Origin of the sequence: Vibrio algarum, assembly GCF_028204155.1 — a bacterium.
Lineage (GTDB): Bacteria > Pseudomonadota > Gammaproteobacteria > Enterobacterales > Vibrionaceae > Vibrio > Vibrio algarum.
This window is the reverse complement of sequence record NZ_JAQLOI010000001.1, coordinates 1,399,205-1,422,687: the sequence shown is the minus strand read 5'-3', so window position 1 is coordinate 1,422,687 and position 23,483 is coordinate 1,399,205. Positions and strand designations below refer to the sequence as shown.

At 39.7% G+C, this 23,483-nt stretch carries 15 protein-coding genes and 4 pseudogenes; 11 read left to right on the top strand and 8 right to left on the bottom strand.

The window, feature by feature from the left end; genetic code table 11:
* Positions 1–224: 224 nt before the first annotated feature.
* The 5 genes from PGX00_RS06890 (at position 225) to PGX00_RS06870 (ending at position 5,757) form a co-directional block, all read left to right on the top strand.
* On the top strand, positions 225–599 hold the full coding sequence (locus tag PGX00_RS06890; protein WP_272133934.1) for an AAA family ATPase: 375 nt from the start codon (positions 225–227) through the stop codon (positions 597–599).
* Positions 596–2,458, top strand: a complete 1,863-nt coding sequence (locus tag PGX00_RS06885; protein ID WP_272137967.1) for a retron Eco8 family effector endonuclease — start codon at positions 596–598, stop codon at positions 2,456–2,458. The genes PGX00_RS06890 and PGX00_RS06885 overlap by 4 nt, the downstream gene beginning before the upstream one ends.
* A gap of 137 nt (positions 2,459–2,595) precedes the next feature.
* Positions 2,596–3,762 carry a reverse transcriptase family protein gene (locus tag PGX00_RS06880; protein WP_272133931.1) on the top strand — a complete coding sequence of 389 codons (1,167 nt, stop codon included), beginning with the start codon at positions 2,596–2,598 and terminating at the stop codon, positions 3,760–3,762.
* Between the two features lie 608 nt (positions 3,763–4,370).
* Positions 4,371–4,997: a hypothetical protein gene (locus PGX00_RS06875; protein ID WP_272133928.1), complete on the top strand. Its 627-nt coding sequence runs from the start codon at positions 4,371–4,373 to the stop codon at positions 4,995–4,997.
* Complete coding sequence (locus PGX00_RS06870; RefSeq protein ID WP_272133926.1) at positions 4,981–5,757, top strand: GGDEF domain-containing protein; 777 nt, start codon at positions 4,981–4,983, stop codon at positions 5,755–5,757. Before PGX00_RS06875 ends, PGX00_RS06870 begins: the two co-directional genes overlap by 17 nt.
* Before the next feature lie 18 nt (positions 5,758–5,775).
* Here the strand turns inward: PGX00_RS06870 and PGX00_RS06865 are convergent, their stop codons facing one another.
* Entirely contained in the window at positions 5,776–6,642 is an 867-nt protein-coding gene (locus PGX00_RS06865) for a tetratricopeptide repeat protein (protein ID WP_272133923.1), read from the bottom strand.
* Here PGX00_RS06865 and PGX00_RS06860 point away from each other — a divergent pair.
* From PGX00_RS06860 to PGX00_RS06850, 3 genes and pseudogenes are all read left to right on the top strand, one after another.
* A pseudogene (locus tag PGX00_RS06860) lies at positions 6,605–6,943 on the top strand (siderophore ABC transporter ATP-binding protein); the annotation flags it as partial. The gene PGX00_RS06865 and the pseudogene PGX00_RS06860 sit on opposite strands and share 38 nt — an antisense overlap.
* A gap of 150 nt (positions 6,944–7,093) precedes the next feature.
* Positions 7,094–7,636 (top strand): mechanosensitive ion channel family protein, encoded by a 543-nt coding sequence (locus PGX00_RS06855; RefSeq protein WP_272133921.1) that lies wholly within the window; start codon positions 7,094–7,096, stop codon positions 7,634–7,636.
* Between the two features lie 83 nt (positions 7,637–7,719).
* Positions 7,720–8,889: an alpha/beta hydrolase gene (locus tag PGX00_RS06850; protein WP_272133918.1), complete on the top strand. Its 1,170-nt coding sequence runs from the start codon at positions 7,720–7,722 to the stop codon at positions 8,887–8,889.
* 25 nt (positions 8,890–8,914) lie between these two features.
* Here the strand turns inward: PGX00_RS06850 and PGX00_RS06845 are convergent, their stop codons facing one another.
* Together PGX00_RS06845 and PGX00_RS22895 are read right to left on the bottom strand one after the other, a co-directional pair.
* Entirely contained in the window at positions 8,915–9,448 is a 534-nt protein-coding gene (locus tag PGX00_RS06845; RefSeq protein ID WP_272133916.1) for a dihydrofolate reductase family protein, read from the bottom strand.
* A 4-nt stretch (positions 9,449–9,452) separates the two neighbouring features.
* On the bottom strand, positions 9,453–9,680 hold the full coding sequence (locus PGX00_RS22895) for a cysteine-rich CWC family protein (protein WP_407702342.1): 228 nt from the start codon (positions 9,678–9,680) through the stop codon (positions 9,453–9,455).
* A gap of 112 nt (positions 9,681–9,792) precedes the next feature.
* Here PGX00_RS22895 and PGX00_RS06840 point away from each other — a divergent pair, with 112 nt between their 5' ends.
* A complete protein-coding gene (locus PGX00_RS06840) occupies positions 9,793–10,452 on the top strand; it encodes a glutathione S-transferase (protein ID WP_272133914.1) in 660 nt (219 codons plus the stop codon).
* Here PGX00_RS06840 and PGX00_RS06835 read toward each other — a convergent pair.
* A pseudogene (locus PGX00_RS06835) lies at positions 10,433–11,604 on the bottom strand (MFS transporter). The gene PGX00_RS06840 and the pseudogene PGX00_RS06835 overlap by 20 nt on opposite strands.
* A 185-nt stretch (positions 11,605–11,789) precedes the next feature.
* Positions 11,790–11,891 (bottom strand): annotated as a pseudogene (locus PGX00_RS06830) (AraC family transcriptional regulator); the annotation flags it as partial.
* A gap of 241 nt (positions 11,892–12,132) precedes the next feature.
* On the opposite strand from PGX00_RS06830, the gene PGX00_RS06825 reads away from it, so the two are divergent.
* The gene (locus PGX00_RS06825) at positions 12,133–14,082 is read left to right on the top strand and encodes a methyl-accepting chemotaxis protein (protein WP_272133912.1); all 1,950 of its coding nucleotides are present in this window, start codon (positions 12,133–12,135) and stop codon (positions 14,080–14,082) included.
* Positions 14,083–14,163: 81 nt separating this feature from the next.
* On the opposite strand, the gene PGX00_RS06820 is transcribed toward PGX00_RS06825, so the two are convergent.
* Positions 14,164–14,925, bottom strand: a complete 762-nt coding sequence (locus tag PGX00_RS06820) for a helix-turn-helix transcriptional regulator (protein ID WP_272133910.1) — start codon at positions 14,923–14,925, stop codon at positions 14,164–14,166.
* Positions 14,926–15,183: 258 nt separating this feature from the next.
* Between PGX00_RS06820 and PGX00_RS06815 the strand changes: the two genes are divergently transcribed.
* A complete protein-coding gene (locus PGX00_RS06815) occupies positions 15,184–20,859 on the top strand; it encodes a hypothetical protein (protein WP_272133908.1) in 5,676 nt (1,891 codons plus the stop codon).
* A gap of 16 nt (positions 20,860–20,875) precedes the next feature.
* Here PGX00_RS06815 and PGX00_RS06810 read toward each other — a convergent pair.
* Positions 20,876–22,823 (bottom strand): annotated as a pseudogene (locus PGX00_RS06810) (DNA topoisomerase III).
* Between the two features lie 103 nt (positions 22,824–22,926).
* Positions 22,927–23,475, bottom strand: a complete 549-nt coding sequence (locus tag PGX00_RS06805) for an NAD(P)H nitroreductase (RefSeq protein WP_272133906.1) — start codon at positions 23,473–23,475, stop codon at positions 22,927–22,929.
* Positions 23,476–23,483 lie beyond the last annotated feature (8 nt).

Below are 23,483 nucleotides of genomic sequence, written 5' to 3'. Positions count from 1 at the left end.
AGTTACTAAACGAAGTTTGAGCTGCTTCTTTCGAATAGTATTGGATCGAAGCTCATCGCATTCTTCTCGCTACTGCTGGTTGTAGAGTAATTGGGGGCGAATTTAAGACATATCTAACTAATTATATGAATTTAAAGACAAAATAACTTGCAAATGATAACATCTAGAATTATGCCACTTGGTGCATTTCAATAAGCGTATTCTGATATTCAAAGGTATTATTAATGGGTATTAAATCTATTAGGGTAAAAAATTTACTATCATTTAAAGATTTTGCTATTCAAAACTTTTCGGATATTAATTGCATCATAGGTAAAAATAATGTCGGCAAATCTAACTTACTGAAAGTATTAGATTTCTACTTTAAAGCACTCATCAATGAATCTCCTAAAAATTTACAGCTCCATTCTAATTACTCGAACCACGGTGAAATATCTATCGTTTTCGATACTAGCAGACTTGAAGATGTCATTAGAACAAACAAAGATCGTAGTTCTTACCAACGTCATATCTACAAATCTATGTTTAAAAGTGAACTAGATCAATGGGAATATCTATTTAGAAAAACAAAAAGAAAGGACTATTTACTCTTACGCTGAGAGTACATAAAAACAACTCTCTTACTTGGTCTGATTCTGATAGTGCCGTTCGAGAGATCATACATCGAATTTATCCATTCTTCTCGATAGATACTAGACGGCTTGATTTATATGATTGGAAATATTTGTGGAATGTAGTGACTAAGTTGAAATTCCTCAACACTAAGCATCTAACTAGAGACAAAATTATTGAGTTCATAGATCAGAATGTATCCAATAAAAGCAACTCATATAAAGACTACGTAGAGACAATTGGAACTATAACCAAAGCTACTCCATACGAATATCAAGATCTTTTGCTGAACTATATTAAAGTTGGTCTTCGTGGACATAAGTTTAACATTGATGGTTTTGACCTGGTTACACAATCTGATGGTACGAATTCACATAAGTTCCTAGAGATATTTCTCAACCTTTTAATCACTTTAACTCGCAGGGAATTTATTACACCGACGATATTTATAGATGAACCAGAAATTGGTTTACATCCTAAGAGAAGTGAAGAACTAATCGATAATCTTCATCAACTTTATAGAAGCTTGAAAAGCGACTCTTCAGAATGGGAGCGTGGTAAGTATAAAACACCTTACCCAAAAATAATATTTTCCACTCACTCTCCCAACGTACTGAAAACGATTGTAAAACAATTCAATAATACTGACGAACATAAGGTTTATCATTTCACTTCAGTTAATAATAAAATTACTTATTGCTCTCTTATGAATTCGTATTTTGAAGATAGCAGGTTCGTTAATGTCTTTAATGACAATGAAGCAAGACTCTTCTTTAGCAATTTTATATTGTTTGTTGAAGGAGAGACAGAACTGGAATTATTTGGCAATCTGAACCTAAGACGGTTATTCCCAAAACTAAACAAAATCGACGTATATAAAACTAACGAAGTGATGTTAAAAGCTATAAATCCTTCTAACTCTAATGTATCTATTCCTTATTTGGTTCTATACGATGCAGATAAAATGATTGATATAAATCCAAACACAGGTGCTATTAGTTTTTTATCTAAGGAAGTAAACATACGTTCCATTCGAGATAAATACAAAAAAGGGTTCTGGGGTTCAACACGTCGAGATTATTATGTACGATTAAATAATATACTAAAAATCGATGGTATCCCTCATGAGTTCAATGGATTTAAAACATCTTTTAAGAACACGGACATAGTGAGGTTAGTAAATAGAATTAATAATGTAATAACAAAATCGGAAAGAGTAAAGATAGCGCCAAATACAATTGAAGGATATTTATTAAATACGAATAGTATTAAACTATTTGTACGTTGGCTACTTACTGAGTTTGACAAACATGTGCAAGTTGGTTCTAAAGGTGACCCTAACAGAGTCATAGACTCGCATAGAAACCGTTATCCTCAGAATTTCAATGTTATATCCAGTTTTAATGCGATCTTTAACCAAAACATTTCTGACATTGAACTTTCTAATGATAATAAAAATTTTGCAAAATTAGTAAAGGAAAAGTATTTAAGGTATATTTTAAGAGAGTTTGTAAAGCTTAATATTACAAAAGAAGATAAGGTTATTATATTTAGAATTGCGTTCGAAGGTAAGTCTGATACCTTGTGTAGTAAAGAGAACAAAAACTACAAACAATTAATCGATCAAACCGCGAGAGACCTGGTTCTAATTATCAAAGATAGAATAATAGATAAATTGCCATACGGTGGTTCAAAAACTGGTGGTTGGGTGTCGAATTTCTTAGATTTTGCACTAACTGAGATCAAAACGAGTTCTGAAAATGACGTTGAAGCAGTGTTAACTTTTAAGCGTACATTTCCAGATTTATATAGTACAATCGAAGAGGTTTCTTCTTCGATAGACTAAGGGAACCTGCTTTGCAGGATGAAGCCTGGAGCTTCCTAGCCCTGATATGTGCTTGCACTGTGCCACTATATCACTAGTTGTACTTTTAAGGCACGTAAACGTGAAAAGACGTTCTTTGTGTCCAAGAAGGGATTTGTATGAAAAAGTATTCTCTGTCTTCAATCATTCTCGATTTGTTGAAAGAGTATAAGTACTACACAGATGGCGGAGGAGTTGCTCCTCTGCCGTCGTCTAGCATTCGCGAGTTAAAAATCGGCAAAAAGTTTGCATATAGCCTAGCTGGTGATATAAAAGATGTACACACTCATATATCTAAAGTCATATTTAAACAATATCTTTCTAAAATTCCTATTAATCAATCTGCGAAAGCTTATATAGTCGGAAAATCCTATTACGATTTTCTTGAGCCACACAGAAATAACTATTTTTTCTTACGTTTGGATCTAAAAAATTTTTTTCACTCGATTAAATCTGAAGTTGTTATGGATAATCTTTTAGATTATTTTTCTAGTGAAAAGATATCTGAAAATTGTGAACAGTCACACGCTTCTGCTATTTATAATCTCATTATGTATAAAATTGATAGCACTAGTAATAACTCTGTATTCTCTGATAAAGAAGTTCTCCCGATGGGCTTTCCTCTATCACCCCACGTATCTAACATAGTCTTCCGTAAAATAGATCTATTAATAGAGAAATTTTGCGACATTCATAATGTCACGTATACCAGATACGCAGACGACATGCTTTTTTCATCTAAAGGGAAGGTACTACCACGTCCTATATTTCGCCCGCTTAATGGTACAAAACTACAGACTCATGAATCACCGTTCTTACATTCAAATCGATTCTATGATGAAATTTCATTCTTAGTTGGTTTGGATGGATATAAGATAAATGATTCTAAAATAAAAAAAGCAGTCCACACAATATCTCTAAACGGATACACTATAGTTGGTAGTAATTATTCTGATATAAAAGGTGAACTTAAACTTTCAAATAAAAAAACGAAAATAATTCGCAAGCTTATATATGAACTGAATTCCAACAAACATGATACTGCTATATTTAAAAAGTGTTTTAAAAAAGACATGTTTAAACCGAGGTATCAGGAAGGAGCTAGAGAATTTTTAGATGAATTTTGTACTAACCAAATCAATAATAAACTTCTTGGCTACAAGTCGTATATACTATCTATAGTTAAATATGATAGTGACCGAGACTGCTGTAATACTGAGACAACAGAAAAATTTCAAAGTCTATTAGTCGAACTTGATGCGTGTATCGACAAACGTATTGGCTAATAAATATGTGGACTGCGACATGCCATAGCCGCAGTCTTAATACGCACCCAACGGTATTTTTACTAACTCTAGCGGAAGAGATGATGTAACGTATTGATTTTCCAGTGCCCATATTCGTCCTGTTCAGCCCGCCACATTGAAAACAAAAAAACCGTTGATTATTCAACGGTTTTTTTGTTTCTGAAGGGTGCTAAATTAAACCAATCGGATTGATTGAGGCAATGTACCTTTTAAAAGCTGTCCGCCATAACTACTACACCTGTATTTGCCGCCCCAAGAACTGTCGTGATAGAGGGTTCTCATTCGACCTAAATGTTTCACAACTAACAAAGAACCGTCGCTTGGCGTAATTACATAATCGAACTTTTGCTAAGACCTTTTCTATCGCTCAACATCTAAATACGGCTTATCCAAACATTATCTCATTTGCGTAACAAGTCGAACTCTCCTAACCTTTCCATATAGCATATGAAACGTAAACCTACGAGCAAAACTTAGTTACTATGCTCCTCCTATTTTAGTGTCGACTAGTAATACGCGACCAAAATTTACACAAGCCGTAAACGCACGTGATATTAGAGAGTTACTTTATTGACAAAAGAGTCTGTATGTTAGGAATCTCGCAAAAAAGAGAGAAATTATTCGTTCTTATATTGGCAGAACTTGTATCCGTTCTGGCGATGGTATTCCTTTCCATTTACTTATTGAGAATGCAAGCTGTTGGCCAGGATAGTTATAAGTCAGCGACAGAACTTCGTTATGAATCGTACTTACTTGCAGACCAACTTAGACAAAGCTCCGATGATCTAACACGCATGGTTCGCTCTTATGCTGTTTCAGGAAACAGCCAATTTGAGCAGTATTTTTGGGATATCCTATCTATTAGGGATGGTAAAAAAAATCGGCCTAATTATTACGAACGGGTCTACTGGGACTTTATGACCGTTTCCAATCCAGAGCCTCCATTTGATGATGGTAATAAAGCCCCACTAGAAGAACTTATGCGTTTGGCTGGATTTACCCCAAATGAATTTCAGTTACTTAGTCAGGCTCAACGAAACTCTGATGATTTAGTGCATTTAGAGCAAGTTGCTATGAATGCAATGATTGGGAAATTTCAAGATTCAGACGGTCAATTTAACATTCAGAAGAAACCTGATCCGATATTCGCACAAAACCTCTTATTTGGTGACAAATACCATGAGGCAAAAAAATATAATGAAACCTATCAATGAGTTCTTAGAAGCGATTGATAAAAGAACAGGAGAAAATGTTCATGACGCTGCATCATTGGTCATTTTTTACCATGTTGCATTAGGCGTTGTTTTTAGTGTACTGATAGCTACGGGTATCTTACTTTTCTTCACATTACAGCGATATCAGAAACTTGTGCTCACAAACCTTAAAAGTGCTATTCGAGACCAACAAGAAGAGCTTAGAGAGCGTAAGAGGGTCGAAAGTGAGCTAGAGGAAAAGAATGAGCAACTTAAGTACCTAAGTCGAATTGATGGATTGACTGGAATTTTCAATCGTCGTCACTTTAATAATTTATTAAAAAAAGAGTACGCAAGGCATTTACGCAATAAAAAAACGCTTTCACTACTTCTAATCGATGTGGACTATTTTAAAAAATACAACGACTACTACGGCCACATTATGGGGGATGAGTGTTTAATTAAAATAACCAAGCTTATTTCTGAAAGTATACTTCGTCCCGCAGATGCGGTTGCTCGCTTTGGTGGAGAGGAATTCGTTTGTATCCTACCTGAAACGAGTTTAGAGGGTGCGATTAAGGTTGCGAATAAAATCATGCTTCACATACGAGAATATGGTATTGCACATTACGGGACTGAAAAAGGCTATGTTACTGTAAGCATTGGCGCAGCCTGTTCAGAAGATCTACCTCGAGGCACAGAACATGATCTGCTTAGCAAAGCAGATGAGCTATTATACCTTGCCAAAAGTTTAGGCAGAGATAGAGTTGCCTATTTTTAGTGCTACAACTTTATCTCATCACAACAGATCTTTCTTATGCTTCTGACGTAAAAACTGGTACCAAGCCTCAACTTGTTCGCGATCTGACTGAGTTTTTGCTATTTCTCTGATACTTTTAGCTTCAATAAGTGCGTTATTATGCTGACCTAGCTTGTAATACGCGCGGACTTTAGCCAAAGCAATATCCGTTACGCTATGCGGTGATGCATTTTTATCAATTTTATATAATTGAGCCAGAGCCTTTGAGTAGTTACCTTGTTGACTCAGCAATAAAGCAGCGTTCCAATAATATTGACTGTCTTGTTTTGCTGCGATGAGCCAAATATCAACGGCATTGCTCCACTCTTTAGCATATTGCCAATATGTGGCTTGTTCGACGAGAAGTGCCACATCCGTATACGCTCCGTTCAATTGACTAATTTCGATTGCAGCGCGTTCTGGTATCCCTCGTTGAGCATAAAGCTGTGCCAACAGTCTTTTCTCAGAATCAGTAAGTTCTACCTTCTGTAGTTTGGCGAGCGCGAGCGTATCAAGAGCCTGGTTATTTCGGCTTAGCTTTAACTGTAAACTTACCATTTGACGCCACCAGTTAAGTTTATTTGGTTCTATTTCTATAAGCGCTTCTAGCGTCGGGATTGCTTGCTCCCATCGTTTGAGCTGTAGTTGAGAGCCCAGTTTTAAAGATAACTGCTGAGAACCCATCTTGCCTTGTGACGTTTGATACTTCGAAAGTGATGTTAACACCTTTGACCATTCAGATTGTTGGTAGTGAGATTGTGCAAGTCTAAGCCAAATTTCAGACGCATTTTGGTTATCAGGAACGAATTCGACTATTTTGTAATAATGACAGATGGCATTTATCGCCATGGTCGTTGCACAAGACACCGATTATATCTTTCTCGATGAACCCCTAAACAATCTCGATATAAAACACTCTGTTGATATCATGGCGACATTAAAAAAACTGGCCGATGAACACAACAAAGCGGTCGTCATTGTCATTCACGATATTAATTTTGCCTCTTGTTACTCTGATAATATTGTTGCAATGAAACGTGGCGAAGTGATCAAAAGCGGCCGTGTTATGGAAGTGATCAAAGAAGAGGTGTTGAGTGAAATATATGAAATCCCATTTCAGGTTCAACAAATAGATGGGAACAATATATCACTATACTACCGCAGATAATTAATCATCTGGGTCAATGAGATACCAGCCTAGCTCTTTCGAGTATTAAACCGAACGCAGGGTTAAAAACTAAAATCTCCGAACGCATAGCTTAACCAGATGTTTTTGCTATGCTTACAATCAGTCAATGGTGCGAACTTAGGTATATTAATGATTGATTACATTCAAGATAACGAGTTAATAAAACAAATTTTTATTGGGATATTGTTGGTAGTCGGGTTTCGCCTATTCAAAAATGTTATTCATCGCTGGCTTGAAAAACTAGCAGATAAAAAACAAGTTTCGTTACAAAGAAAACAGTTCATCGTCAAATCATTTAATGTTGCGTCATTAGGTTTGTTTGGTGCGATTTTTACCATTATTCTCGGAATAGGTTTTGGCGATATTTCTCTTTTCTTATCGTCCATTTTCGCGGTTCTTGGCGTTGCTCTCTTTGCGCAATGGTCTATCTTAAGTAATCTAACCGCGAGCATACTTATCTTTTTCGTATTCCCGTACCGAATAGGAGATATGATAAAAGTTGCTGAAAAAGACGCTGACGTCAGTGGCGAACTGATCGACATAACAATGTTTCACGTATTAATACGTCATGATGACGGGAATATTATCACGTACCCAAATAATCTAATTTTACAAAAAGGGGTGACCAAATTGCTGAACCACCCAAGTAAAACAGTAGAAACAGGTGATTAAGTGAGTAAGAGGACCTGAGTATAAAAATACACCCAGCGTATAACACACCATCTAAAACATTGACTAACTGGTGAGAGATATAAATGCAAAAAATAACTCGCTTTTCTTTTATTCTTGCTGCAATAGTTACGCTCACCATCGTGGGATGTCGAAATGCACCGAGTGACCCAAGCTATAGTACATCTGAATCTTTACCACTCTATACCCAGCCGAGTTTTGAACAGTATATTGAAGAAACGCAATTATGGATCAAAGAACATAGAGTTTTCGTTACCGATGATCGAGATAAAGAAGTTGCGGCCAACGCTCCCTATGAAATCAGGCCAGCACAACCAAATGGTCAAGCCGTTTTATTAGTGCATGGGCTTGGGGATTCTCCTTATTCGTTTGTCGATATTGCCAAGCACCTTGCAGAACGAGGCTATTTAGTTCGTACCGTACTACTACCAGGGCATGGCAGTAAAGTTGGAGACCTCATTTTACCAACACTGTCTGATTGGCAAGGTGTGGTCGAACATCATACAGACTTACTTAAGCAAGAATATGATTCAGTCTGGCTTGGCGGGTATTCCACAGGGGCAAATTTAGTGACGTCAGTAGCAATGAATGACCCATCAATAAAAGGATTACTGCTCTTTTCTCCCGCCTTTCAACCAAGATCATCCGTGGTTAAATACGCAGAGTTTGCGAGTAACTTCTTTACTTGGGCTGACCAAGACCCCGAAGACAATTATCTTCGGTATAACTCGTTACCGATGAACGGTGCTGCTGTATATTATCAGACCTCTGAAGTCGTACGCCAAAATTTACAACAAACCAACTATACAAAACCCGTATTTGTCATAATGAGTGAAGGTGACAGTGTCATTGATACTCAATTTGTACAATCTACATTTGCTAATAAACTAATTAACCCAAATAATCGTATGATTTGGCAAGGGGAGAAACCTCTAAAGGAAAGCCGTTCTATTCAACTGACGATGAAATTAGAGCAAGAAAAAATCTCTAATGGCTCTCATATGGGGCTACTTTTTTCCCCTAAAAATCCAGATTATGGAGTAAACGGGGACAAACGTATTTGTAGCAATGGTCAAACCGAAGAGGGCGAGGCTTCTTGTTTAAATGGCGACAATGTTTGGTATTCTGCATGGGGTTATCGTCAAGAAGGAAAAGTATTCGCTAGACTGACATACAATCCCTACTTTACTCAAACTATGCAGGTCATCGATCAAGTCATGTCTGACAATCTTTAGTTTTTATGTTCAACATTTCGCAGATTCATCGCTGTCTAACATAGTAATTTTTCACCAAGCAATCTAAATACCTTTCGGCTTTAGTATGTCTGAACTTTAACGGCTCAGATAATTCACCAAAGAGAGGTACGCCACCACCGAGAACAATTGGTATAGTGGTTATAATTAACTCATCGATCAAATCTTCTTTTAAGAAGTTCTGTATTGTAATACCACCGTCGATATAAAGGCGCTCATAACCCTTTTCATTAAGCGATAGAACCACGTCTTTAAGTTCATCTTTTACAAGAAAAACCTTGTCTTCATAGCCTTTCGGCACATTTTTTAACGTATTACTAAGAACAAAAACAGGTTTGGAATAAGGCCACTCACAATCAAAGCTCAATACTTTCTCTAACGTATTTCTTCCCATCACTAAAGCGTCAACACCATTCATAAGTTCAGCAAAACCAAGGTCTGAACCATCTGGGTTCGGAATGTCGTGTAACCAATCGATACTATTATTTTTGTCTGCTATATAGCCATCGATACTGGTTGCGATATAAACGATATTTTTCATAGCATTACTCCTTAAAGACTTTGTGACGAAAAGCCGAGGGATCTGAATTAAATAGCGCAACACAAGCGCTGCATACGCAAGATTTACGTTGCAGTTCAATTGGAACCAATTTTTGTAATTCGATGGGTACTTTTACCGAATTGCACCAGCACTCGCTTGGGGATGTCATAGCCATGCAACGGTTGTCTTTTTTACAAAACGGGCATAATTTATCATTGATTTCGTTCGACATTATCTAAGTACACTTTCGGCTTCTAATCATCACTAGACACTATCATCTACACTTATAGTTGCCAATGCTAAACAAATAATTGCCAATGCTAAACAAACACGGAAAACACTCGATGAACCATAACCCCTATCCTATTTTATACTCTTTACGGCAGTGCCCTTATTGCATTAGAGCTAGAATAGCGCTGTTGTTAGCCAATCAGACGGTCTTGATTCGTGAAATAGAAACGAAGAATAAACCAGAGGAAATGCTTGCCGTCTCTCGAAAGGGTACGGTTCCAATACTAAACCTTCCAGATGGAACCACAATCGATGAAAGCATCGATATTATGATTTGGGCGCTAACGCAGGATGACCCTAATGATTTGCTCTTACAAAACCACAAAGACGCCCTAGATGACATGACCGTTTTAATCAACCAAACTGATACCCAATTTGTGAACACATTGAACGCTTATAAAGCGGCCTCTCGATATCATGACGCTTCAGAAACTGAAAACAGGCAGCAATGTGAAGGTTTTATTGGGGAGTTAGAACATCGCCTAGCAGGTCAACGTTATTTGATGAGGAACGAACCTAGCTTAGCGGATTACGCGATTTTGCCTTTTGTTCGCCAGTTTTCCCGTGTAGACCGAAAATGGTATAGCAATGCGCCCTATCCAAACTTACAACGCTGGCTAACAGAGCATTACAACAACCCACTCTATGCGAAAACAATGACGAAATACCCAAAATGGCTCAATAGCCGAAAAGCTATGTTGTTTGAACCTTAGCCGTATACCTTACATTCATTATAAAAACCACAATAACCGCTAATACAAACGGCAATACATAGATGTTTAAGCTTTGCCAACCAACAGTAGATTCCAACCAACCAGAAAGCAGAGCAGTAAAAGTGACGCAGCCAAACACCATAAACTCATTAAATGCCTGTGCTTTAGGCTTATTATGGGCCTCATATGACTGGCTAAATAACCCCGTAGCCGAAATGAACATAAAGTTCCACCCTACCCCTAATAACACTAACGCGGCTCTAAAATGCCAAATTGATTGACCATGGATGTTAATAGCGATGCAAGCAACAAATAACACACTACCCGTTAATATCATTGTTCTCGCACCAAATTTTTCGATTAAACGCCCTGTAAAAAATGCAGGAACAAACATACCCAAAACGTGCCACTCTATAACACCAGCCGCCTTAGTAAAGTTAAACCCACAACCAATCATCGCTAATGGTGTCGCTACCATTAATATATTCATTACGGCATACGCAATCACCGCAGCAAACACAGCGATTAAAAAGTTGGGCCGGTTAATGATGAGCTTTAAAGGGTCTGATTTTATATTTCGAACGCTTAAATTGGGCTTAGGGAATTGAATGGTTTGCAGAATACCCAGTGCCAGTATGTTTAACACGATAAGTGCTGCAAACGCGCCGACGTAAAGTCCATTTTCAGACCAACTTTGAGATGCTATGGCAAGGTTTGGGCCCAAAATCGCAGCCAACACTCCCCCGCCATAGAAATAGAAATGGCGCGGTTTCTAACGCTTTCATCACACACTTCAATAGCTGCAAACCGATAAAGAGTGCCAAATCCAATGCCAACCCCTAATAAAAACGTCGCCACACAGAAGAGGGAGAAATTTTGAGTGTAAAGTGAAAATGTAGCTAAACCAGCCCCTGAAATCCCAACTATATTACCAATGCTAAAACCGCGTTTTCTGCCAAGCTTACCCATGATTAAAGATGCAGGAATAGTGGCCGCCATTAGCCCCAAAAACTGAAGTGCTACAGGCATAGTGATCATACTTTGGCTAGGTGCAATCTCTTTACCAATTAAGCCAATAACAGAGATAAGCAATATGTTTCCAGTCATAAGTAATGCTTGGCAAAGCGAAAGAAGCCAGACGTTTCTGTTCATTTAAAACTCACAACATGAAATCTAAATTAGAACCATACGCATTTAGTAATTAATGGTCAATGATACTGGTCATCAACTTTAAGTGCTGAAAGTGATTAATCATTCGCCAATTTAGTATCAGTCTTGCCAGAATTATCATGGAGTACATATCATTAATGCTAAATGTCTCGTTTAATGCAACCGCCCTATTTTGAGATAAAGTGCGACTGATAATACTTAGGTATAACCGCTAGCTTCTTTTTAAATTGTCTTTGAAGGTGGGCCTAATCCGAGAAGCCAAGGTCGAACGTAACTTTAGTAGTCCTTTTTACTCATTTCAATACTCTCGATTACACCAAACTAAAAACCACCTATACAATAAAAGCCAAATAAAACACCAATTCAGCTGAGGGCCTAATCAAATAAAAAGAAAATAGTCTACCTTTGTCACAAATGATAAACTCAACAATGTAAACGTTACCACTAATTGTAGTAACACGTTACTATTATATTGAAGACTAAATCAGTGAAATAAAGTTGGTAGCTATTATGTTTCGAGATTTGAAATTAAGTGTGAAAATTGGATTAGGATTTACTCTCGTTTTTGTCCTTCTTTCCGTTGTTCTAGGAGTTGGGATTAACGCGTTGCACAAGGCCGACGATGGTATTAGTACTTATCAACATCAAGCAAAAACGGTCATTTTATCAGGGCGTTTACAGGCTCTAATGTTGCAGGCAAACTCTAAAGTTAAAGATTACCTCATCACTAATAACCAAAGTGATTTCCAGCAGTATGAACAAAACATAGCTAGTTTATTTTCAACGCTAGACGAAGCTAAACAACAGATATCTGACTCGTCTAGGAAGGCCTATATACACCAAATCGATGAGTCAGTTGGTCGGTACCAAAGTACGTTTAATGAAGTCGTCGCACTTACCCAACAAAAAAATGAACTAACAAGCGGAGTTCTAACGCCGAAAGGGTTAATTATGCAGGAGTCCATCTCTTCAATAATTAATCAATCCTATCTTGAAAAAGACACTCAAGCTGCCTACTTGGCCTCTCAGGTTCTTGAAAAACTATTACTTGGACGCTTATATGTGGTTTCGTATATTCAAACAAGTCAGCAACAAGATTATGATGTCGCAATCTCCTATTTACGACAAGATCTCAAAGACGCCATCTCCGATTTAAGCGTATCTCTCAATGGTGATGAAAATCAGGCTTGGTTAGATGTTTTCTATGACGCTCATAGCGAATACGTTGACGGAATCAATACTATCCATTCTGTTATCGCATCGAGAGACGACCTGATTATCAATCATCTAAATGTTGAAGGACTTGAGGTTGAAAGCAATCTAGAAGAAATGAAGCGCTCGATTATTCGAGACCAAGAAACACTGGGACCTCAGCTTAAACAATCAACAGACAATAGTATCAACTTAACGTTAATTTTATCTGTTGCTGCTATTTTGTTGGGTAGTGGTGCTGCATTTTTACTCACGACAAGTATAACCAGACCAATAAAACAAGTGATGGCAGCCGCCAATCAACTTTCTGACGGCGACTTAACGGTTAATCTAGAACAAAAAGGCAATGACGAAATTGGCCAGTTACTTAATTCTATTCAAGTCACGGCAAATAATTTAAGGCATATGATTATTACTATCTCAGATGCTAGCCTCAACCTTACCTCTGCGTCACATGAACTGTCCGATATCACAGAAAAAAGTAGTCAAAGCATCCTACGTCAGGAAACAGAAACCGACATGGTAGCAACGGCCATCAATGAAATGACCGCTACCGTTCGAGAAGTAGCATCCAATGCTTCGCAAGCCGAATCAACCGCTCAAGAGGCAAACCAACAAGCAACGTCTGGGCAATCCATTGTCCAGCAGACAATCGATACTATCCATGAACTAGCAGAAAACGTCCAAAGCTCCTCTGAAAAGCTCCATGATGTTGAAGTCGAAACAAATAACATAGGTGGCATACTCGATGTGATTAGAGGCATCGCTGACCAAACTAACCTATTGGCTTTGAACGCCGCGATAGAGGCCGCTCGCGCAGGGGAACACGGTCGAGGTTTCGCTGTTGTCGCAGACGAAGTTCGTTCATTGGCGCAACGCTCTCAAGAATCGACCCAAGAAATACAAACGCTAATCGAACAGCTACAAACTGGCACTAAAAACGCAGTATCAGTGATGGCAATCAGTAAAAAACAAGCTGATGTCAGTGTCAAACAAGCCAGTGAGGCTGGTTCTGCATTACTATCGATTACCAATTCTATTTCTGTTATTAACGATATGAATATGCAAATCGCTACTGCTTCTGAAGAGCAAAGCTCGGTAGCAGAAAGCATTAATGAAAACATTGTCAACGTAAGAGAAATTGCTAATGAGAATTCCTCTACAGCGAACCAAACTCAAAATTCTAGTGGCGAAATAGACCAACTTGCCACTCAGTTGAAGCAGTTAGTTGATAAATTTAAGATTTAGCGTTTAATTCGATTAGGTGAGAACTTATCCGGCAATAACCATTGTTATTGTCGGTCTCGGGGTGTTTGGCACAGGTTCTTATTAACGCCCAATACCAAACTCTTCACGATAATAACGAGAGATAAGATGATTTTGATGTTTACTCTGTGTCTTATGCAACAACTGTTTTATTTGACTTCTAACGGTCTCTTTTGACACCCGTCTTCTAAACGCTATTTCTGAACCATCTAGACCCTCAACTAAATGGCCCAAAACCTCTAATTCTGTGCTAGTTAGTTTAACATTTTGATTGGTAGCAATTTTTTGGCTTAGAAGGCTTTGCTTGCACCTTTGCATGTCTAATTTAGCTATCCAATTATTGGCCCAATGGGTCAGGTAGCACCATAGATTATCGATTTCTAACTGTTGTTTTACAGATGGCTTTTGATAACTATGGCTACTTAAGATAAGAGAATAGTTATTAAGTAAGGGTTGAACACCACACATAGAATGGCGTATTTTCATTGTAGGTACTAACACATCCCAAAAAATTTCATTTTTAATTTGTTTATCAGGCACCAAATCTTGCAAATAGACAATTTGCCCAAATGCTTGATCATAAAGATATTGAGATAAATACACATCATGTTTTTGGTGAACAGAGTAAGTTTCTAGCTGATGTTCTTCAAATCCAAGGCTATATTCGTAGGCATAGTTCTGTTTCGGATCCAATATTACAAATACTGCTTGCTCAAAGCCGATACTAAACAATTCGGACTTGAGCGTTTCTTCCAACTCATCAATGTTAATCGTGGCCCTATTGCTTTGTACAATTGGTGAACGCACCCTATTAGACAACCTCATATTCTATCCATTCACCTTCAACCAATACCTACCCAGGATGAATTTAATATAATCAATTTACCTAGTGTATACATTGAGTTCGCTTGCATATATAAACGTGAACCTCATTCCAAAATTGACCCATCTCAATTTATCTAGAAAAATTCAATTTCATCACCCAAATGGGTGATGGAAGAAAAATAATCCCATGCAAAACTACTAATCGACGCAACACAAAAAAACTAAAAATATTATTACTTCGCCACAAGGAATGTCGTAATGAAACTAAATAGATTGTCTATCGCGCTAGGACTTATTGGTACTAGTGCACTTATGGGTTGTGGAGATAGCGATTCTGCTTCTACCACCACCCCACCTTCAACAGCAACACCTGCAGCCATCACCACATATGACGTAACAGCGATCGATGGTTATCTACAAAACGCAAATGTATGGTTAGATCTCAATTCAAACTACCTTCTTGACGAAAACGAACCCTTTGTTCGTTCTGGTGAAGGCGGTGTGGCAAAGCTTGACGTTTCTGACATAGAGAATTACGAAGATTATCCAGTTGTGGTACAGGCTATCGCTGGTGAAACCATTGATATTGGTACTGATGTCGACGCTCCTGAAAATAACCTAGTAAATACCTCTTATATGATGTCTGCCCCTGCTGGCGAAACTGATGTCACCCCTTTGTCTACACTGGTTCATGTCATTCTTGAGCAACAAATAGAAAACGCGACAAGTGGCCAAGGTTCAGATGGTTTGACACCTGAAGAACTGGACGCATTAAAAGAAAAAGCAAAAAGCGAAGTTGCAGATCAATTGGGTATTGATAAAGAAGACGTGCTAGGTGACTTTATCGATGAAGGCAATGGCGATGTTGCCTTTGCCGCTGAGAACATCGTTAACTCTAAAATTTTGCCAGAAAAACCTGAAGAGTTGGCGGCGGTAGTCGAAGAAGCCAAACAAGATGACCCTGACGACCACTCTAACGATTCGTCTTTCTTAGCTAAAACGACGGCAGCAACTAGCCAAATAAAATCGACCATTGAAGAAGTACAAAAAAACACGGCCAATGGCGAAGAACCTAATTTTGAAGAAGAGCAAGTATTTGACGGTTCTCAAGATGCTACAACAGATACCGATAATGACTCCGTTCCTGATTTTATAGATGCTTTCCCTAACGATCCTAGCGAGTGGGTTGATACCGATCGTGATGGTAGAGATGCAAACGGCGACCTTATCAATCCAGCAGGTGAAGACGAAGGTAGTGGCTACGGAGATAATTCAGACCTTGATGACGATGGAGATGGTGTCAATGATACTGTCGATGCTTTTCCTCTCAATAAACATGAATCTTCAGACAATGACGGCGACTTCGTCGGTGATAACGCTGACCCGGACGATGATAATGACAGCTATCTAGACGCAGATGATGGTACAAATAATCTCGTGGATGAATACCCATTAGATAACACCAGAGCTGGCGATCATGACAATGACGGAATTGATAGCCTTGATGACCTCTTCCCTACTGACGTGACTAAAGCGGGTGATTCTGACAGCGATGGGGTTGACCGTATTATCGACTTGTACCCTACTGACGCAACTAAAGCGGGTGATTTCGATAGCGATGGAGTTGATAGTATTATCGATTTATTCCCAACAGACGTAACTAAAGCCGGTGATATCGACGGAGATGGTGTCGATAGTGTTGATGATCTATTCCCTACTGATGGGACTAAAGCAGGTGATTCCGACGGTGATGGGGTTGATCGAATTATTGACCAATTCCCTGACGATGATACCAAAGCAGGTGACTTCGATGGCGATAATGTTGACTTCCTAATCGATGAATTTAGAAATAACCCTAACGAATGGGTAGATGCCGATGGCGACGGCTACGGTGACAACCTAGCTGATAAATTCCCAAGCGATGCCACCAACTGGTCTGATGCTGATGGTGATGGCTACGGTGACGAAACTGACGATGCTTATACCGATGACGCAACCAAAGCCGTCATGGATGTTACCACTTCTTCCACGTTTACCACCCCTTATGTGGATGACCTTGCAACGTCAGCTCAGATAGTTGATGCCAGCATCGACATTACCACCGAGCAATTCCTCGATAACACCGTCCAGACCACCACCACTATCGTCTACAATGTTGATGCTTTTACCTACGGTAGCGTCAATACGGTTGAAGTTGTCGATACTCAAACCGATACTTTCTCGCGAGTAACACACTATAGCTTCGACTATAATCTAGACGGTGACACCCAATTTGAAGGTAAGCTGCTAGAAATTGGAGAAAGACAAACTAACGGCGAAACATACTGGCGTTATATCGATGAAGCCGATGGTTCTATGGAAGGGGTCAACAATGGCGACGGTCGTGCATACCACGCTACTGACTTCTCTAGCATGTCTCATCCTATCGATCTTTCTAATATCGATACTATCCACAAAGTAACGGTTGAATATTCAGCATCAGGAGGAAATGTTGAAACAACCACAAACTACGACCAATTTGATGTCGGTGGTTTTGATTACCAAGATAACAATACTCAAATTGTTAACTTCAAACACTCTAGCGTAAGAACCGTTGACAGCAATGGTAAATTATTAGCCTATTCCAACCAGGAAGACTGGGAAGGTGATGGTACTAATAATGAACTACTGACCTTCACGCTTGATTCCGATACGACATATACATTCATCTATGAACGACCAATCTGGGCGAACCCTACAGATGAAATAATAGAAGAATACGCCGACTATAACTTCAATGCGAGCGACCTAAGTTCATATTGGTACAAAGAAGAAGCAAGATTCGACTTTGATACTGGTGATAATATCTACTTTGGTTATCGCTATGTACTTGACGAGCAGGCAATGGACAGTCCAAACGTCAAACTCGTTGATGATACACATCCTGATGGGTATTTGTTTAGTGAATGGGCTGCCTCTACTACCGACGTTGATGAGTATGAACATCGAGAATCGGCTACGTGGACTAATTACCACTTAGCAGACTACGACTTTACCGCCTCCTCTAACAGCACAGGACAAAATCACATCATTCACCTCAAGCAGGACGATGGTATTTGGCTATCTTACGTGTTTAGTGAATGGGGAAGCCAAGACATTACCCTCTTGGCAGATAAGGTAGATGCATTACGCTCTGGCGGTACTGACATTAATGACATCACGACTAGCAATATTACTGGATTGTCTAATATATCTATCAGTCCAAACGGTTCTTTCCGATATGACGATAATAATCAACCTATTCAATGGTATCTGGTAACCAACAACAGTGATCTAACAAACGGTGATTATGAAAAACTATCTGTCACCTTAACGGACGATGGCCTTACCAATGGCTGGCTGGTTTACAATACGAATAATCACCTATTTGTTGCCAAACCCGTCGACCCAAACAATGTCTGGAACTGGTGGGACGCTTATTCTAGAGAAGAAGTGACTATCAATGATATCAACACGAACCCGACTGAGTTTAGTTGGACCAGTAGTTTAGGGCAGTTCTTCTTGGATGAGTCGTTAGCGTCGATTCGTTTAAGTGAACTAAGCAATCAACCAGCTGATTGCAGCGATCTTTATTTAGAAGGAACCAGCGATTCACCTCTCGAATACAGCGAATTCGTAACCACTAGCACAGCTTGTGGCTATAGTCAGCTTGATACGGCTATGGTAGAAGGTATATCTCTATATCGTAAACGAAATGATTATGAATATAGAGGCTACATATTTAACAGTGATGGCACTGTTACTTACGACCGTTCAGCCGGTGATATTCGTACCTATCAGTGGGAGTTGACCGATCAAGGTATTATTAAAATTACCCATGACGACGGTGGAATCGAATATATCACGATTCTAGGTAGCGATGCGGATAGTTATTCCATCCTAGTTTTCGAGACATGGACCGACGATGACGGTGCTACTTATAGTGAGTTTTATGCTACAGAAAGAAGCAACACAGAACCCGTCATTATCGACCCAACAGACACCACTAACATCATCGATTTGATAAAAGATTCCGGAACGCTTTATTCTTTCTGGGAAGACGATGGGCATCTTTATCAAGAAACATTTACCACAAGTGATGATAACCTATCTCTATACGATGTCAGTGAGGTTTTACCAAGCAAATCTCTCGATCCACTAAGTTTAGATTTCGATCAAGACATTGTTTTGTCAGACAGTGGATGGGTACTACCGTTAGGCTATACATTTAACATGGCAAACGACCAGTTAAACGCTCACCCTGAAGGTGTTCCAGAAGCAAGTTATTCCATGACTGGTTTAATAGAAGCTCTCGATCGAGAATACATAATTGATGGTGTTGCTGGACTCGAAGCATTTGATTTTGAAGATTACGCTTATAATAACGATTTTAGTGACGGAGCTAAGCGCATTGAGTTGGAATTCACAAGTAATGACGATATCTACTACTTGTGGGATGACACTCCGTTTGTAAGACAAGTTGGTGAAGGTTACGACGATGACCTGGATGGAACGGCATCAACCTTAAATCAATTGTTTGTCTCAGCCCCTACAAGCACGACCATTGGGGAAATCATTCGTGACCCTGAACAACCAGATCCAGTCAATAACTATATCGATGGTGGTCCAGATGCTATCACTTGCATAGCAATCGGAGAAACTACTTGCGTAGAACTTGTTAACGCTAGTGGTATAAAAACCGCCTATTACTATCGTTTTGTTTACGAAGAAGGAGATATGTATAACACGGCCGAACTGCTTGCAGTAGGAGATTGGGATTTAATAAATCACCGAACTGAAGATATGATCACGTTCACCATTACAACCACTATTAGCGATGCACTGGAAGACGTTAACCCTGAAGATGGTGACGAACCCACGTTACTATTTAGTGTTTATGACGGACTTGTATACCGCGGCGAAATACAACCAGCTGGAACGCAAGATGATGAACCTTTATACCTATATGGTCAAACCGCTCGAGATGATATTTACAATAATATCATCGTCGAAGAGCCATCCGAGACGCCCGTGTTCCCGACATTAAGCGATATTAACGACTTGTCTTCATTTATAGCCGAGGTCGCAACCTATCAAACCGCTCTTGGTGAAACGCTACCAACCTTCGCTATGCGCTACCCTAATGGTTTTGTAGCGACCATGCCAACCGATGAAACAGCAATGACGTTCTACTTCAATGACGACAAGTCTTTGATGCTGTACGAAGACGATCTACTTGAAGTCATTGGTCAGTGGGTATTGGAAACTGAGTCCTATAATGGAATGGACTATGAAGTGCTTAAGATCAAGAGTTCGGACAGTACAACAACTTTCGATCAGATGGTACTTTTGCAAGACAATACCGACGTTATTTCAGTCGCGTACTACGTGACTGAAGATAGCGTAATCACCGGTAAAACACTTACTTTGCACGAAAGCATGAATCTAGATATAACGGATTGCAGTACAGGTAACGAAGAGTGGACTGCACCATCAGACGCTACGTTTATTTCTGTTGCAAGTTACTACGGTACCGCAGCAAGTTGTATCGTAACCGGTTCAAGCAATTTCCATTCTTTGCTGCCAACCGATGGCCAATTTGATACTAGGGTAACGTTTGCAGTCGGTAGCCTTGATGATAGCCGTATAAATAATAGTTTTACGGCTTTAGATGAGGCAATGATATTTAGAGGCAATGGTACTGGTGAGTTTAACGATGGCACTCGATTCAATTGGGTATTTAGTGATGATGCTGGTGTGACTGGGGCGATAGCCTTTACGATAGAGAACGATAATACTGCTGGCGGAATAATGACGATTACCGATGAACACAATGGCAGCTACTTTGCTATTAAAGCGTACTTCAACGATTCAACTGGAGGTGAAATGTATGATGATGTGTTTAGGTTACATTAACTTCTAAACTGGACGACTAAAGCTCCTCGTGGATACGGGGGCTTTTTTTACGACTTAACTTATAATTACGACGACTTTTCGGGCGCTCTACTTGAGGCAATCCTTGTAAAGAGCTAGGCACTGGATTGGTTTTTACCCCTTCCATCAACAACGCTAGTTTTTGCTCAAGGCCTAACATAAAAGGCTGATAGGCTTGGTTTCTTTCTGCCATGCCTTGTAATTGGTGTTCCCAATGTGCGGTCATGTCCGGAAACGTCGACTCATTTGGTAAGGCATGAATCAACCCTCTTCCCGCTTGGCTACCCAATATAGACTTACCCTGACGAATCAAAAGCTTTCGCTTAAAAAGCGTGTCTAAAATTCCCGCTCTTGTTGCTTCTGTCCCCAAGCCATCTGTATCTTTTAGGATTTTTTTCAACTCTTTGTCTTCGACAAAACGCCCTATGCCCGTCATCGCTTGAAGTAAAGTCGCTTCAGTAAAATGCTTTGGAGGTTCGGTTTTTTCTCTTGTATTGCCCCTTCTCGACAGATCAGTTGAGTACCTTTCTTTAGAGGAGGAACCATATCAAACCCTGACTCATCTTGACTGTCTTTGCCAATAAGCACTTTCCAGCCCGGTTCGACCAGTTTTCGTCCTTTGGCAATGAAACAACCACCCGCTATATCAAAAACCAGTTTTGCTTCTGCATACACCGCAGATGGATAAAACTGCATTAAATATTGCCTAGCTATCTGTTGATAAATCTTCATTTCATTGCCAGATAAACCATTTACAGACGCTTTTTTCGGTGTGGGGATAATGGCGTGGTGCGCTTCTACCTTTTTATCATTCCACGCCTTTGAGCGAATAGACAAATCAGCGCCAGTGACCGCACTCCCTAACTCTTTGGCGTTGTTCGCGACAGCCGAAACGACCGTAGCCGCTTGAACATAATGCTCTTTTGGTAGATAGCGACTATCGGACCGAGGGTAAGTAATAAGCTTATGTTTTTCGTACAAAGACTGGCAGGTATTTAATACATCTTGAGCGCTCATACCGTACCGTTTCGACGCATCAATCTGTAAAGCAGACAATGAATAAGGCAACGGCGCAGATTGCTTCGTTTGTTTCTGTTCGGACTCTGAAACAATGGCGGGTTGATTAGCTATTCTATTCGCGACATTCTCGACTAGTTTACGGTTTAAAACCCGACCTTCTTCATCTTGCCATGGTTGGCAGGCCTCACTCGGTTTCCAACGGGCTCTAATATCAATGGTTGAAGCAGTATCGCTATAAGGTATTAAGGCGTGCAAAGTAAAATAGTCTTTCGCGACAAAGTTTTCTATCTCTTCATCTCGACGAACAACCAAACCTAGTACTGGGGTTTGAACTCGCCCAACAGATAAAACACCCTGATACCCTGCTTTTTGGCCCAATAAAGTATAAGCGCGAGACATGTTCATCCCGTATAACCAATCAGCACGAGAGCGTGCTAAAGCAGAAACCGAAAGTGGGATAAATTCCTTGTTGCTGCGCATTTGGCTTAACGCGCGCTTCACTGCCGGTAAGTTCAGATCACTAATTAGCAGACGGTCAATCGAGGCCTTTTGGCTGGCGCTAACCTTAAGGTAATCTATAACCTCATCGACCAACAACTGACCTTCCCTATCTGGGTCACCAGCATGGACTATTTGACTAGATTCTTTGAGCAGTTTTCTTATTACGGTAAGTTGTTTACTTGCGGTTTTTCTCGGTCTTAATTGCCATTGATTTGGAACAATAGGTAAGTCGGCCAAATTCCATTTTTTGTACCTTTCATCGTAGGCGTCTGGCTCTACTTGCTCAAGAAGATGACCAATACACCAAGTGACGACATCGCCATTGCCGCAACGTATAAAACCTTGATCTTTTTTTGCGGGTTAGGCAATGCCGCTGCTATTGCTCTACCTAAGCTCGGTTTTTCAGCAATAAATAGTCGCGCCATTCACTTTTATCCACTACAAAAAATAAGAAGGGCTAGATTAACGAATCTAGCCCTTACAATGCAATAGTTACTGTCAATTCATACAGTGTTTTCGTTATTCTGGTTACAGATATTGTACAAATTTAGTCAAATCTCGCTCAGGTGCCTTCATTGGAGAGCAGCCTGGCGTGCCTAAATATAAAAAGCCGACAATTGCATCCCCTTCGCCTAAATCGAGAGCTTCGTGAACAGCAGGATGAAACATCCAAGGCCCTGAACGCCAAAAACCTTGAAATCCTTGAGCTACCGCTGCCATCTGCATCGATTGTGCTGCACATCCCGCAGACAAATACTGTTCAATTAGTGGTATTTTCTCGTGATCGGTTACCTTAGCAATAACTGTTATCACCATTGGCGCTCGAAAAGGGGCCTTCGCTAGTTTATCTAAAACCGACTGTGCACTATTTTCTGCCTTGGCCGCACTAACCAGTATATCCGCTAATTTTTGTAAGCCTTTACCCTGCGATATTACAAACCGCCAAGGCGTTAATCCACCATGGTCAGGCGCTCTTAATCCCGCTTTAATGATGTTTTCTAACACGGTACCGCTTGGGGCTGGTTCTGATAATTTGGCTATTGATCGACGGTTTAGTAATAACTCCAGTGCATCCATATACGCCT

What these genes read in the sequence shown, in the direction of transcription:
- PGX00_RS06890 (WP_272133934.1), top strand. Translation starts at nt 225, where the DNA reads ATGGGTATTAAATCTATTAGGGTAAAAAATTTACTATCATTTAAAGAT.
- PGX00_RS06880 (WP_272133931.1), top strand. Translation starts at nt 2,596, where the DNA reads ATGAAAAAGTATTCTCTGTCTTCAATCATTCTCGATTTGTTGAAAGAG.
- PGX00_RS06875 (WP_272133928.1), top strand. Translation starts at nt 4,371, where the DNA reads ATGTTAGGAATCTCGCAAAAAAGAGAGAAATTATTCGTTCTTATATTG.
- PGX00_RS06870 (WP_272133926.1), top strand. Translation starts at nt 4,981, where the DNA reads ATGAAACCTATCAATGAGTTCTTAGAAGCGATTGATAAAAGAACAGGA.
- PGX00_RS06855 (WP_272133921.1), top strand. Translation starts at nt 7,094, where the DNA reads ATGATTGATTACATTCAAGATAACGAGTTAATAAAACAAATTTTTATT.
- PGX00_RS06850 (WP_272133918.1), top strand. Translation starts at nt 7,720, where the DNA reads ATGCAAAAAATAACTCGCTTTTCTTTTATTCTTGCTGCAATAGTTACG.
- PGX00_RS06845 (WP_272133916.1), bottom strand. Translation starts at nt 9,448, where the DNA reads ATGAAAAATATCGTTTATATCGCAACCAGTATCGATGGCTATATAGCA.
- PGX00_RS22895 (WP_407702342.1), bottom strand. Translation starts at nt 9,680, where the DNA reads ATGTCGAACGAAATCAATGATAAATTATGCCCGTTTTGTAAAAAAGAC.
- PGX00_RS06840 (WP_272133914.1), top strand. Translation starts at nt 9,793, where the DNA reads ATGAACCATAACCCCTATCCTATTTTATACTCTTTACGGCAGTGCCCT.
- PGX00_RS06825 (WP_272133912.1), top strand. Translation starts at nt 12,133, where the DNA reads ATGTTTCGAGATTTGAAATTAAGTGTGAAAATTGGATTAGGATTTACT.
- PGX00_RS06820 (WP_272133910.1), bottom strand. Translation starts at nt 14,925, where the DNA reads ATGAGGTTGTCTAATAGGGTGCGTTCACCAATTGTACAAAGCAATAGG.
- PGX00_RS06815 (WP_272133908.1), top strand. Translation starts at nt 15,184, where the DNA reads ATGAAACTAAATAGATTGTCTATCGCGCTAGGACTTATTGGTACTAGT.
- PGX00_RS06805 (WP_272133906.1), bottom strand. Translation starts at nt 23,475, where the DNA reads ATGGATGCACTGGAGTTATTACTAAACCGTCGATCAATAGCCAAATTA.